The organism is Paraburkholderia sp. D15 (genome assembly GCF_029910215.1).
Classification (GTDB): domain Bacteria; phylum Pseudomonadota; class Gammaproteobacteria; order Burkholderiales; family Burkholderiaceae; genus Paraburkholderia.
The window spans coordinates 1170831-1184060 of the sequence record NZ_CP110396.1 but is presented as its reverse complement, the minus strand read 5'-3'; the positions used below and the strand labels follow the sequence as shown (position 1 = coordinate 1184060).

Below are 13230 nucleotides of genomic sequence, written 5' to 3'. Positions count from 1 at the left end.
CAATCGTTATTGAACTGCGTGAGCATCGGCAACCTTGACTCGCTACAACCGGCAGCGGGAAAATTGATAGTCCTTGCAGCCGCGCCTCGCGGCCGCAAGTGTGGGTGTTCACGTACCTTCAATGGAGGTTCGTATGAGTTATCACCTGGAAGGTCGTCTCCTCGAAGTTTGCAACTGTAAGGTGCTGTGTCCTTGCTGGATTGGCGAGGACCCTGACAACGGAACCTGCGACACCATCGTCGCATGGCACATCGACAAGGGCACGGTGGACGGCGTCGATGTCGCCGGCAACACCATCGCCGCTGTCGCCCACGTACCCGGCAATATCCTACAAGGCAACTGGACCGCCGCGATCTTCATCAGCGACCAGGCCTCGAAAGCGCAGGAAGACGCGCTCCTCAAGGTCTACACCGGGCAGGCCGGCGGCCCGGTTGCCGATCTCGCCAAGCTCATCGGTCAGGTCGTATCCGTGGAGCGGGCGCCGATCCGCTTCACCGTGGTCGCGGGCAAGGGCGAGCTCGAAATCGGCGCGGATTATTATGCCGAGCTCGAACCTTATCTTGGCGCGACCGGTGGCCAGACGACGCTGTCCGACACCGTGTTTTCGACCGTGCCGGGTGCACCGGTGTTCGTCGGCAAGGCCCCGACTTATCGATCGAAGAACCCGGCGCTCGGCATCGACCTCCACATCAAAAATCAGAACGCTCTACAGAGCACTTTCGTGTTCGACGCATGAACCCGATGGCCGGCCCTTCGCCGGCCCGCGCTTCGCGCCATGCTCACGTGTTCCTGCCGATTCTGGTCGCGTTGATCGCGCTGGCCTGGCTGGTGTTGTGGGCGTGGGCACGCAGTCCGTATGGACGCTACATCGAGCACGCCGACTGGACCGCGTCGGGACCGGCGGCATTCCTGTGTCGTGTCGTTCCCGCGGGCAGCGTGGTGGTGCCCGTGGTGCTCTACGCGGTCGCGTGGATATTGATGACAACCGCGATGATGCTGCCCACCACGTTGCCGCTATTCAGTGCCTTCGACCGGTTGACGGCCGGACGTCCTGATCATGCCTGCCTGCTGACGCTACTCGGCCTGGGCTACATGACGGTGTGGGGCGCCTTCGGAATAGTGGCGCACGTGCTTCATAGCGCGGTGCTCTCGGTGGTCGCCAACGTACCCGCGCTGGCCTGGCGCGGCTGGCTCGTCGGCGTCGCCGTCATTGCGCTGGCGGGCGCGTTTCAGTTCAGCAAGCTCAAGTACCGATGCCTCGAAAAGTGCCGCACGCCCACGAGTTTCGTCATCGAACGCTGGCGAGGACACGCGCAGGCCTGGAACGCCTATGCGCTTGGCGCGCGGCACGGTCTGTTCTGCGTCGGTTGCTGCTGGGCGTTGATGCTGTTGATGTTCGCGCTCGGCACCGGCAGCCTCGGCTGGATGCTTCTGCTTGCTGCCGCGATGGCGATCGAAAAGAACGTTACCTGGGGCCGGCGGTTAAGTACGCCCATAGGCGTGGCGCTGTTGTCATGGGCCTTCGTCCTGGTGCTGACCCATGCGTGATACACGCGACGGCCCAGCTTTCTTGCGAACGATTGTGCTCACTGCCGCAGCGATGCTCGCGTTCGCGGCGAATTCCCTGTTATGCCGGCTCGCTCTACTGCGAGGCGAAATCGATCCGGTCAGCTTCGCCGGCATCCGATTGATTTCGGGGGCGATCATGCTTGCCGTCATCGTGCGGTTCAAGTCGCGATCGCATGTACCCAACCGTGCCGACTGGTTCGCTGCTGTCATGCTGTTCGTCTACGTCGCGTTTTTCTCCTTCGCGTATCTCACTCTGTCCGCGGGGACAGGTGCGCTGATTCTGTTCGGCGCAGTTCAGTTGACGATGCTCAGCGTGGGCCTGCGCTCCGGCGAGCAGTTCGGCGGTATCGCGTGGCTCGGTCTTGCCCTGGCCATCGCGGGGCTGGTTTATCTGGTGTTGCCGGGTATCGCGGCGCCGCCGCTTGTCGGCGCGGCCTTGATGGCGGTCGCGGGCGTTGCTTGGGGCGTGTACTCGCTGCGTGGCCGTAAAGTGGCCGACCCGCTCGCATCGACGGCGGGAAACTTCGTGCGAGCGGCGCCGCTCGTCTTATTGATGAGCGCGGTTTTCATCGCCGGCGGGCGCGCTCATGCGACTGAGACGGGCGTTGCGCTCGCGATTGCATCGGGTGCGCTGACGTCCGGCATCGGGTACGTCATCTGGTATGCGGCGCTGAGCAGGTTGACCGCGATGCGGGCCGCCACGGTGCAGTTGTCGGTACCGCTTATCGCTGCATGCGGCGGCGTGGCGTTCCTGTCGGAAGCGATCACGCCGCGCCTCGTTGTAGCGTCTGCTGCGATTCTTGGCGGTATCGCGATGGTGCTGATCGGCAAGTCCCGTGGATAGCGACCGTCAACCAGCAAGCCCTTCGATCGCCGACGTTACTTCGCCAGAACAATGTGTGTGGCTCGCTCCGTCGGCACATGCTCGACCGTTCGATATCCGAGCGCCCGGAGATCGAGACCGCTGAAGAGCGGTTCGCCTTGACCCAGCGCGACCGGTGCGACGGCGAGATGAATCTCGTCGACATGGCCCGCCTGAATGTACTGCCTGACCGTCTCGACGCCGCCGCCGATCTTGATGTCCTTTCCGCCCGCTGCGTCGCGCGCCCTTTGCAGTGCGACTTCGATGCCTTCGGATACAAAATGAAAAGTCGTTCCGCCGAGCATTTCAATTGACGGTCTCGGATGATGCGTCAGCACGAAGGTCGGTGCGTGATACGGTGGATTGTCGCCCCACCAGCCTTTCCACTGATCGTCCGGCCATTCTCCACGGATGGGTCCGAACATGTTGCGGCCGAGGATGAAAGCGCCGAATCCTGCCATCGCGCGTTGGGCGAACTGATCGTCAGGGCCGGTTTCGCCGCCTTCTTTTCCGATCATCTGGCGAAAAGTCTGCGTTGGGAAAAACCACTGGAAGATTTCCTCGCCGCGTACGCCGAGCGGATGTTCAAGGCTCTGCTCGGTTCCCGCGGAGAAACCATCGAGCGAGACACCAAACCCGGCAACTTTTACTTTAGTCATTCACGTCTCCGTCCGTGCTGTGGATGCGGTGATGGGGAGGCCAGTCGATTCGATGGACTGGATTTCATTGCTACGACGTGTGAGGGGATGGTGAATCGACAGTGGGTCGTCTCCGTGAAAACCCGGATGCTGAGTTTCCGCGCTGACTCGAACAGAAGCTCAGCAGATGAGCGAACCTAGAGTGGCGTCGAACTCCTCCGGTTCCAGCAAGCTCACTCTACCCCTCGCTGAAACACGGCCCCATGTTCTTCGCTAACCGCGACACCAACCCAGCCGCCCGCATCGATCGTCGCGCCTTGCAGGTTCGTCTTGAACGCCCGCGTTGTGCTGACCGCATGCGACGTCAGATCCACCGACAACAACTGCGTCACGCTATTGCTCTTGCAGGTATCGCCGAACACGCTGAGCTTATGCCCATCCATCGCAGCGGCCTGCAGCTTGCAAAACTCCGCGGCCTTCGCGGCAAACGTCGACGTGATCTTCCCCAAACGATCGAGTACCGTCACGTTCAACACGCCGCCGGGCGCTGAACTCACCACGACCGTGTTCCCGTCCTGCGCAACCAGCGCACTCGTCCCCAGCGTCACACCCGGCGACGTATAAGTCGACCACAGGTAGCGGTTTTTGTCGAAATCGATCTTCGACACCGCATAGCCATCATGCCCCGCGCCGGGATTCGGCAGGAACTGACCCGCCACCACCAGATTCCTGCCATCGAACACGGCCGACGAATCGGCACCGAACGCGCCACTCGGCAACTGCCTGATGCCGGTCTGAACCAGGTCGCCATCGAACTGCGCGACGTAGTTGCCGAACGGCCCGCCCTGCGCGGACTTCTCGCTCGTGCTACCCGCTACGACGAGACCCGATGAATTGACGCCGAGCATATAAAACCACTCGTCGAACCCGGCGTGGAGGGTGTGTTGTTTCTCCAGCTTGCCCGCCGCCGAAAGACGGTTCAACACCACACGCTTCTGCTTGAGCGACTCGCTGCTCTGCGTGCTCTCCACCGATACCACATAGACCGATTGACCCGCGACGCCGCACGCCTGCACCGAATTGCCGGCATAGCCGCGCGTGAACGGAATCGGCGTACGCCATAACACCCGGCGGTTCGTTGCGTCGACCATCACGGCCATTCCCGACCAGCTCGGCCCGCTGTCGTCATAGATGTTGCCGCTGATGCAGTAGCGGCCATTGCCGACCGCCGTCACCGCATCGGCGGAAAATCCCTCGGGCGTGCCGAGCGGAATGTCGACGGTCTGCGCCGATGCCATGGCGACGTGAAACAGCATCGCACTCATCGCGACGCGTGCCCATTGCTTGAACTGAAGCCCTGCTTTCATCGTGTATGTATCCCGTCCACTATCCATGCTGCCGAATCGGTCCACCCGGATTAAGTGGATCGCTTCAGTTCTCTATTCTCGTGTGGTGTCTGCCGACTAGCCAAAAAATCAGGGAAACAGGCATCAGACTTTGTTGCTGGCGGATTCTAGGTTTCACGTATCGACAGAGTCAACCGAAAGGAAGTGGCAATGACGAATACCGAAGGTGCAAGCACAATGTAAATTCAATCTGAATTATCAGGTATCACCCGATTTGTTCCAACGACGATATCCACAACGCCGCTATGATCGTGAGCGCCCGCTCATGGCAGAATCCGAATTCGTATTTCCCGCAGTTCCCGCGACCCCCCCTATTTGTAAAACGAAGGAGGTATTTCGTGCATGCCGCGCATAGGTTTTCACGCATTTCCCTGATCCGGACTGTCACGGCCGTTCTACTCTCCGCTGTTGGGCTGGGTTGCGCGATTCCGGCATTCGCATTCGACTGCGCCAAAGCCGCCAAACCCGTGGAAAAGAAAATCTGCGCGAATAAGTCTTTGCTATCGGCGGACGAGCAAATGAACGCGGCCTACTCGAAATTATTGAAATCCGCGCCCGACGCCGAAATCCGCGAGATGCTGGTGCGTAGCCAGCGTCGCTGGATTGACGCTCGCAATACGGGTCTGGACGGCGATTTGCAGGGCAATTCATTGAGCGCCGGCGAAGTCCGCAAGCAGATTGCCGAGCGCACGCGTTTGCTGCAAGACCAGTCGGACAAAGGCCTGATCGCCATCGCCCAAAGGGAGCGGCAATGGCTCGCCAAATATGCGGGCGGTCCGTTTAGCGGTTTCGCGGCGGACTGTTCTTTCATCCCGAACGACCGTAGCGGAACCACGGTGTCGTACACCTGCTTCGGCGCCGTGCACGTTCAGAACCACGACCGCGTTTGCAGCCAGAGTCAGGACTTTGCGAGCTGGCAGACGGACATGTACAGCACGGTCAGTCGTGTGGATGGCGGCACCGTCCACGCGCAAGCCTACTGCGACAGTCAATCGAACGCCTGTAACGACGGAAGCAGCAAGGCCGGCTGGGTGCGCGCCGCGAAAGCGGACGGGGAAGACCGGTTTCCGGTTCCGGCCTCAGGCATGCCGCGACTCGATGCGGAGATGTGGTCGCTTGTGGATAGCGCCTGGTTCAATAACTGTCTGACGACGCCGCAATATCCGGCGGGGCTTTAACTCGCATGAAATTTTAATGAATCCCTCAGCGATTCCCCACCAGAAAACCTTCTAAAACGTAGCCGACTGTTAAATGCAAAGAAATACAAAGCGCGACTGGTTTCCTGTTAAAGATATCGGTTATCATCGCTGCCTTCGGCGATTGATCTGCAATTGACCGCATCGACTTAATCCGCCGGGCATCCACGTTATCACCGTCGCATCGAACCAGAAGAAATCAGATGAAGATGTCGCGCAAAAAGATTGCAATCCTGGTAGTCGGTCTTCTGGTCGTGGCCGGCGTGGTCATTCAGGCGGTGTGGCGTCCATTCGGACATCGCAAGGCGCATGGCCCGGAAAATACCGAGGTCGTTCTCGACATTCACCACCCCGACGCGGTAATCGACAGCGAAGCGCTCTCGCGTCTGCCGCGCGACATCCTGCGCGTGCCGTTGCTGCACGACGTGCTGACGCAGGATTTCGTCGACTATTACGAATCGAACAACACGCGGCTCTCCGCCGAAGGCGCGCTGCGCCGTCTCGCGTTCGAACATCAGCTGGACTGGCGCGACGAACTGATCCGCCGCGTATTCGACGAACCCGCGCACGTGCTGCTGTGGCGCTCGCCGGACGGTCGTCTCGGCTACTGGGCGATGTCCATGCATCGCAATGGCCTCGCCAAGCTGCTGCAAGGCTATGCGAACGTCGCGGCCAGCGACTCGCAACTGAGCCAGGTCGCCAAACTCTCCGGCGACGTCCCGGTCTACGCGCTCAAGCTGGCGGTCGGCCGCACGCTGCTGTTCGCCACCAAGGACGATCGCCTCGTGGTGCTGTCCGCGCCCGGCGTGCTGCTTGACCAGAAAGGCGGTGTGCTGAGCGAGCGCGGCGACGCGGTGTTCGAGATGCTGTCGTCGGGCCGTGACGACGCGGCCCGCGCCTACAAGCTCGACGCCCCCGGCGACGCGCCGAAGGGACACCGTCTGGTGGTCTCGGCAAACTATCTGTCGTTCGGTTATCAGGCGTTCTTCTCGGGCATCGACGCGCTGCGTTTCGATTTCTCGTCGAACGGCAATGCTCCCGCAACCTGGCAGACGGCCGCGTTGATCGATCCCGACAAGCTGCCGCAACAGTGGAACAGCGCCGACCTGTGGCACGCGCTGCCGGCTAACCCGGCCGCCTGCACGAGCTTGCCGGCCGACTGGAAAGAGGCCTCGGGTCTGCTCGGCAAGGTCGCCGACGGCGGCGCGGACGCCGCCTCCGCTATCACCGATCAACTAGCCGGTCCGGCCGCCGTGTGCTGGTACGCGAAATCCACGCTGGTCGCGCCGGTGTTCGTCGCGCGCGTGAAGACGCAGGACGCGGCCGCAACCGCCGCGCTGAAAACCGCGCTCGGCAAAACCTTCGGCGACGCGATCGGCGCGTACGAAGCGAAGGCCGCCAAAACCGACGGCAACACCGGCTATCTGCGCCTGCCCGTCACCACGCGCGACGCCGGCGCCGGCGTCACCGTGTGGCAACGCCCGGTGAGCGCGACGTCGGGAACGGCGTTGACGAGCAAGGCTTCGTTCGCGTCGCAACTGTCGGCGGAGCGCTATTTCCCGGTCACGCTCGCGCTCGCGCACGGCTATCTGATCTTCTCGCCGGATAGCCGTCTGGTCGACGACACGCTCGCGGTGCTCGACAAGCGCTATCCGGCGCTCGCCGACACGCTCGCGCCGCAACGCCTGCCGCGCACGATTCTGACGCTCACGCCGTCGTCGGCCGCCGCGTTGATCGAACGCGAAGCAGGCGCCGCGTTGCCGGCCGATCAGGAAGCGGTGTTCCGCAACGCATCGCGCACGCATCTCGTGCCGAAGCTGCGGGCGCTCGCGCATTACCCGCCAGTGTCGTTGAGCCTGCCGCAGAGTCTGCCGGGTTCGACGGGCTGGGTGCCGGTCGACTGGTGGTTCGATCGCGCGAAGGCCGGCAACGCAGACGCGGACGCGGGCACGAACCCATCCGGCACGACCGACGCGCCGGCGGATCAGCCCGGCACCGAGGGCGACTAAGTGCGCGTCCTTCGCGTCCCTCGCGCGGCGGTCAATCCGCCCGCGCGCCGCGCGTGGCTCGCGCATGCGGCCGGCGCCTGCCTGCTGACCGGCTTGTCGCCGCTTGTTCCGCTCGCGCATGCGCTCACCGGCAGCGCCGCCCCGGCCGATCCCGACGCGTTGTCGCCGCAACAATCGGCGGCGTTTCGCGCGTGGTTCACGCGCATCGTCGATCAGCAGATTCGGCGCGGCCCGACGCCGCGCTGGACGCAACGCGACTGCGCCGGCCTCGTGCGTTTCGCGGTCGGCGAGACGCTCAAGCCGCACGACGCCCGCTGGCTGCGCGCGAACGGCATGACCGGTCTCGCGGACGCGAGCAGCATGCCGCCCGAGTTGCAACTGTCGGCGACACAACGCACCATCGCGAACCGCTGGACCCAGCTCGACGGATCGACCGGCGCGTACGCGTCGGCGATCGCACTGATTCAACGCAACAGCCGTTTCGTTTCGAAGGACGTCAATCAGGCGCTGCCCGGCGACCTGCTGTTCTTCGACCAGGGCGACGACCAGCATCTGATGATCTGGCTGGACCGCTACATCGCTTATCACACAGGCACCGTCACGCCGACCGACACCGGTCTGCGCGCCGTCGCCGTTTCCGACCTGATGCAATGGAAAGATTCCCGCTGGCAGCCGCTCGACGGCAATCCCAACTTCGTCGGCGTGTTTCGTTTGGACTTTTTGACACCATGAAGCGAATCCACTCCGTCATGTCATCGAATCGCGCATCGAACCTTGAAGCAGGGCGCCTGCGCCATCGCGCGGCGCTTGCACTGGCTGCGCTGATCGCGGCCGTGACGCTCGCGCTCGCACCGGCCGCCTATGCCGACGACGCCGCATCCGGCGCCAATGCCGATGCCAACGTCGCCGCGAATCCGACCTTGCAGGCCGCACCGGGCAGCAACTTCAGCTCGCAACGCGTCGACGGCCAGCCGTTCTTCCTGCTCTCCGACGCCAGCTTCGGCAGCGATCAGCCCGCCCAGGTGCGGCTCGAAGCGCCCGGCCGCGATTACAAGGACGCGTTGCAGGCCTACGGCGGCGCGGACATCGTCGTGTATCGCGTGGCGAAGCCGCTCGACTTCCTGAAGGCGCAGAAGAATCTGCATCGCGTGAACGTCGCGCCGAATTACCAGGGCGAAGGACTCGCGAACACGCTCGCGTATCTGTGGGACCGCTGGTTCACCGAAGCGCGCCGCGCATGGCAGCGGGTGTTGTCGTTCGCCACGCGCAGCAAGGCCACCGAGGCGGCGCCGCAATTCAAGCTCGGCGAGCAGACCGGCAAGGCCACGCAGTTCCAGCAGAACTCGCAATTCGCGCCGCTGAAGGGCTATGACGTCGTCGCGCGCTTCCGCTATCCGATCTGGGACGCGAAAGTGATCGAGCCGCCCAAGGGCGTGAACCTCGAAGGCAGCAGCAGCAACTTTATCGAAGCCAGTTCGGGCAACGTGATGATTCCGGTCGGCAAGCTGCCGCCGGGGCTGTACATCGTCGAGGCCGTGATCGGCAACTATCGCGCGCATACGCTGCTGTTCGTGTCGGACACGGTGGCGGTCGTGAAGGCGGCGTCGAGCGGCATGCTGGTGTGGACCACGCGGCGCGACAACGGCAAGCCGGTCGCCAACACCGACGTGAGCTGGACCGATGGCGTCGGCGTGCTGCAAAGCGGCACGACCGGCAACGACGGCGCGCTGATGCTGCAACACGTGAGCCCCGAACGCAGCTACGTGCTCGGCACCGATCCGCAGGGCGGCGTGTTCGTCTCCGAGAATTTCTATTACGACAGCGAGATCTACAACACCAAGATCTACGCCGTGACCGACCGGCCGATGTACCGGCCGGGCGATCCGGTGCACGTGAAGTTCATCGGCCGCACGTTCCAGAACGCAACGCAATCCACCGCGCCCGCCGAGGCCGACATCAAGCTCGACGTGCTCGATCCGAACGGCTCGCCGGTCGCGACCAGCAAGGTGCATTTCGCGTCGGATACCGGCGCGGACACCTCGTTCACGCTGCCCGCGGATGCCACCGCCGGCGGCTACACGCTGCGCTTCGACTACAACGGCGACGTCTACGGCAGCGCGTTTCGCGTCGCCGAATACGTGAAGCCGCACTTCGACGTGAACCTGTCGATGGACAAGGCCGACTACGCGACCGGCGAGCCGCTGAAAGGCAAGATCCAGCTGCGCTACCCGGACGGCAAGCCGGTGCGCGACAGCAAGATCTCGGTCACGCTGCGCGCGCAGAAAGTGACGATCGTCGACGGCGAACTGCGTTACGCGGGGCTGTTCCCGGTCAAGCTCGAACAGCAGGAGCTGACCACCGACAGCGACGGCAACGCGAGCCTCGCGCTGCCCGCCGCGACCGAACCCAGCCGCTATGCGCTGACGCTGTTCGCGCAGGACGGCGCGGCCTACAAGGTGCGCGTCACGCGTGAAGTGCTGATCGCGCGCGGCGCGACGCCGTATCGCCTGACCACCGCGAAGTCGTTCTCGCAGCCGAAGGAAACGGTCAATTTCGATCTGCAGGCGCTCGGCGCGATCGATCCGTCGTCGCATGCGCCGGCCAAGTGGGAATGGACGCGCCTCGAATCGCGCACGCACGGCGAAGGCGCGTTGAAGGGCGCGGTGACGGGCGGCAAGCTGTCGTTCCCGGTGCAGTTCGACGAACCCGGTTCCTACATGCTGTCCGTCAAGGACGACACCGGCAATCTGCTCGCGGCATCGAGCCATTGGGTCGCGGGCGATGGCCTGAAGGCGATTCCGGGCAGCGTCGAAATCGTCTTCGATCGCGACAGGTACAAGATCGGCGATACCGCCGAGGCGCTGATCACGTTCCCGATGCCGGTCGACGACGCATTGCTGACGCTCGAACGCGATAACGTCGAGCATCGCGCGCTGCTGTCGGCGGGCGGAGACTGGTTGCAACTGCAACGTGTAGCACCGTCGCAATGGAAGGCGCGCATCAAGGTCGGCGAGGAGTTCGCGCCGAACATGACGTTCTCGGTGCTGTACGTGCATGCCGGCGAGTACGTGTTCCAGAATGCGGGCATCGTGGTCGCGCAGCCGCAGATCGAACTGAACGTGAAGAGCGACAAGCCGGTGTACGGCCCGGGCGACACGGTCACGCTGAACTTCGACAGCACGCTGAACGGCAAGCCCGAAGCGGCGAATCTGACGGTCAGCGTGGTCGATGAAATGGTCTACGTGCTGCAGCCGGAAATCGCGCCGAACATCGTCGATTTCTTCTATCACCCGCGCCGCAATAACGTGCGCACCTCGTCGAGCCTGTCGTTCATCACCTACGACCTCGCGCGTTCGCCACTGAAGGGCGCGCCGGGTGGACCGCAACGCGCGAACTACAACGAGCGCGGCGTGAAGGTGCTCGAACGTCCGCGTCGCGACGACCAGGACACGGCCGCGTGGGAAGGCAGCCTGAAGACCGACGCGAACGGTCATGCCACCATGACCTTCAAGATGCCCGACTCGCTCGCGCGCTGGCGCGTGACGGTGCGCGCGGCCGCGCCGGACGGCATGGTCGGCCAACGCACCGCGTACGTGCGCTCCGACAAGGCGCTGTATCTGAAGTGGAGCGGGCCGTCGCATTTCCGTCCCAACGATCAGCCCGCCATCGACATGATCGCGTTCAACCAGACCGATGCGGACATGGACGCGCAATGGCTGGTCGACGGCGGCGGTCTGTCGCTGAACCAGAAGGTCACGCTCAAGCGCGGCGCGAATTATCTGCGCCTGCCGAGCGGCGCGCTGAAGGCCGGCGTGATCAACGCGACCTTGCGCCGCAACGGCAAGGACGTCGATCGTCTGCAGACCACGATCCGTCTCGACGCGAGCGGCTGGCTCGATCTGCATCAGAACACGGTGGCGCTCGACGGCTCGAACAAGCCGCTCAATCTGCCGCAGGACGCGCAGAACGTCAGCGTGCGGTTCATCGGCAGCTCGGCGAGCCAGTTCATGCGCGTGGCCGACGATCTGATCAATTACCCGTACGGTTGCGCCGAGCAGACGTCGAGCCGCCTGATTCCGCTCGCGCTTGCGCACGACGCGATCGGCCGCGGCGATAACGCCAGTTCGACGCAAGGGCTCGAAGCGTTGCTGCGCAACCAGCGTCAACGTCTGGCGATGCTGGCAGGCGTCAACGGCACGTTCGGCTGGTGGGGCGACACGACCGGCGGCAGCGCGCTGATCACCGCGTACGCGTATTACGCCGACTGGCTCGCGAGCCGCAGCCTCGGTATCAGCCTGCCCGCCGATAACTGGCAGCATGCGATGGACGTGTATCGCGACGCGGGGGCGAAGGAACCGCTGCTGCATCGCGCGCTGGCGTTGTGGCTCATGCAGCAGATGGGCTTGCCGGTGGCGACGCCGGTGTCGGGCGTCGCGTCCGACCTGTTGAGCGATGCGGCGGCGAGCGCGAAAGCGGACGCGGCCGGCGGCCCGACGTATGCCACCTCGGACAGCATCGTGTTCGCACAGGCCGATACGCCGCGCGGCAAGCAGATGGCCACGCTGCTGATCGCGTCGCTGGCACGCGGCTCGAATGCGCAATTGCCGGATGGCTTCGACGCCGCGGCCAGCACCGCGCGTACCGCGCTGGCGAACGATCCCGCGCCGCTTGTGCAAAGCCTGCTGGTGATGACCGGCGACGCCGGCGGTGGCCCGGCGGCGGACACCTCGGCCCTGCTCGCGAAAAGCAGCGCCGATTACCCGACGCTCGACCGCGCGCTGACATTGCTGTGGCTGCGCAAGGCGCTCGGCGGCGACACGCCGGTGGGCGCGCTGCCGTCGCTGCAAGGCGCCGGCTGGACGCGCGCGGTGACCGCAACCGGCACGCCGTTGTGGACATGGAGCGGCGGCAGCGGCGCAAGCCTGCCTGCCACGCTCGACGCGGGCCCGGCCCGCACCGACGTCAACGCGCTGGTCTCGTTCCGTAGCCACACCAGCGAGGACAGCCGTCTGAACGTGACCATCGAACGCCGCTTCTACAAGCTCGAACCGCTCGACGCGAAGCCTGATCCGAAGAAAGGCGAGAGCGCCGAGAGCCAGCTGGGCCGCGCGTCGTTCACCGCGCGCCGCGTGAAATCGGGCGATGCGATCGACAGCAATGCGCTGTACGTCGACGAAGTCGTGCTCACGCCGCGCTCGGGCAATGCGTACCACTATGGTCTGCTCGACGTGCCGCTGCCGCCGGGCGGCGACGTCGAGGCGACCAGCTGGGGCGTGTCGATCGACGGTCTGCCGGGCGAGAAGGAGGGCGCGAGCGGCCCGCAACCGTTCGAACGCGCGGCGTCGTACGAGATGGGCGAGCTGACGTATCACCAGCCCGTGCCGCTGCTCGACCGGCCGGTCACGTTGCGGCAACTGGTGCGCTTTGCGCTGCCGGGGACGTTCACGCTGCCGCCGGCGCGCTACTTCCGCATGTATCAGCCGGACGCGAAAGCGTTCGAGGGCGGCAAGAGCGATCGCGTCACCACGCTGCGTATCGAGTAAGCGAGAC

At 64.2% G+C, this 13230-nt stretch carries 9 protein-coding genes; 7 read left to right on the top strand and 2 right to left on the bottom strand.

Translation table 11 applies throughout. The annotated features are described in order from the left end of the window. Positions 1-133 precede the first annotated feature (133 nt). From LFL96_RS25110 to LFL96_RS25100, 3 genes are read left to right on the top strand one after another with little or no spacing between them, the layout of a single operon-like run. The gene (locus tag LFL96_RS25110) at positions 134-736 is read left to right on the top strand and encodes a DUF1326 domain-containing protein (RefSeq protein ID WP_281003393.1); all 603 of its coding nucleotides are present in this window, start codon (positions 134-136) and stop codon (positions 734-736) included. Next, entirely contained in the window at positions 733-1548 is an 816-nt protein-coding gene (locus LFL96_RS25105; protein ID WP_281003392.1) for a DUF2182 domain-containing protein, read from the top strand. The genes LFL96_RS25110 and LFL96_RS25105 overlap by 4 nt, the downstream gene beginning before the upstream one ends. Next, positions 1541-2413 carry a DMT family transporter gene (locus tag LFL96_RS25100; RefSeq protein WP_281003391.1) on the top strand — a complete coding sequence of 291 codons (873 nt, stop codon included), beginning with the start codon at positions 1541-1543 and terminating at the stop codon, positions 2411-2413. Before LFL96_RS25105 ends, LFL96_RS25100 begins: the two co-directional genes overlap by 8 nt. Positions 2414-2448: 35 nt before the next feature. On the opposite strand, the gene LFL96_RS25095 is transcribed toward LFL96_RS25100, so the two are convergent. Further along, complete coding sequence (locus tag LFL96_RS25095) at positions 2449-3090, bottom strand: dihydrofolate reductase family protein (RefSeq protein WP_281003390.1); 642 nt, start codon at positions 3088-3090, stop codon at positions 2449-2451. 212 nt (positions 3091-3302) lie between these two features. Then, the gene (locus tag LFL96_RS25090; protein WP_281003389.1) at positions 3303-4436 is read right to left on the bottom strand and encodes a hypothetical protein; all 1134 of its coding nucleotides are present in this window, start codon (positions 4434-4436) and stop codon (positions 3303-3305) included. A gap of 284 nt (positions 4437-4720) precedes the next feature. On the opposite strand from LFL96_RS25090, the gene LFL96_RS25085 reads away from it, so the two are divergent. The 4 genes from LFL96_RS25085 to LFL96_RS25070 all read left to right on the top strand — a co-directional run bounded on the left by LFL96_RS25085 (position 4721) and on the right by LFL96_RS25070 (position 13223). Then, complete coding sequence (locus LFL96_RS25085; RefSeq protein WP_281003388.1) at positions 4721-5653, top strand: lysozyme inhibitor LprI family protein; 933 nt, start codon at positions 4721-4723, stop codon at positions 5651-5653. A 221-nt stretch (positions 5654-5874) separates the two neighbouring features. Further along, a complete protein-coding gene (locus LFL96_RS25080) occupies positions 5875-7680 on the top strand; it encodes a DUF2138 domain-containing protein (RefSeq protein WP_281003387.1) in 1806 nt (601 codons plus the stop codon). After that, the gene (locus tag LFL96_RS25075) at positions 7681-8412 is read left to right on the top strand and encodes a DUF1175 family protein (RefSeq protein ID WP_281003386.1); all 732 of its coding nucleotides are present in this window, start codon (positions 7681-7683) and stop codon (positions 8410-8412) included. A gap of 17 nt (positions 8413-8429) precedes the next feature. Beyond that, positions 8430-13223, top strand: coding sequence for an alpha-2-macroglobulin (locus LFL96_RS25070; protein ID WP_281003385.1), 4794 nt, complete (start codon positions 8430-8432; stop codon positions 13221-13223). Positions 13224-13230: the final 7 nt, after the last annotated feature.

What these genes read in the sequence shown, in the direction of transcription:
- LFL96_RS25105 (WP_281003392.1), top strand. Translation starts at nt 733, where the DNA reads ATGAACCCGATGGCCGGCCCTTCGCCGGCCCGCGCTTCGCGCCATGCT.
- LFL96_RS25110 (WP_281003393.1), top strand. Translation starts at nt 134, where the DNA reads ATGAGTTATCACCTGGAAGGTCGTCTCCTCGAAGTTTGCAACTGTAAG.
- LFL96_RS25095 (WP_281003390.1), bottom strand. Translation starts at nt 3,090, where the DNA reads ATGACTAAAGTAAAAGTTGCCGGGTTTGGTGTCTCGCTCGATGGTTTC.
- LFL96_RS25080 (WP_281003387.1), top strand. Translation starts at nt 5,875, where the DNA reads ATGAAGATGTCGCGCAAAAAGATTGCAATCCTGGTAGTCGGTCTTCTG.
- LFL96_RS25070 (WP_281003385.1), top strand. Translation starts at nt 8,430, where the DNA reads ATGTCATCGAATCGCGCATCGAACCTTGAAGCAGGGCGCCTGCGCCAT.
- LFL96_RS25090 (WP_281003389.1), bottom strand. Translation starts at nt 4,436, where the DNA reads ATGAAAGCAGGGCTTCAGTTCAAGCAATGGGCACGCGTCGCGATGAGT.
- LFL96_RS25100 (WP_281003391.1), top strand. Translation starts at nt 1,541, where the DNA reads ATGCGTGATACACGCGACGGCCCAGCTTTCTTGCGAACGATTGTGCTC.
- LFL96_RS25085 (WP_281003388.1), top strand. Translation starts at nt 4,721, where the DNA reads ATGATCGTGAGCGCCCGCTCATGGCAGAATCCGAATTCGTATTTCCCG.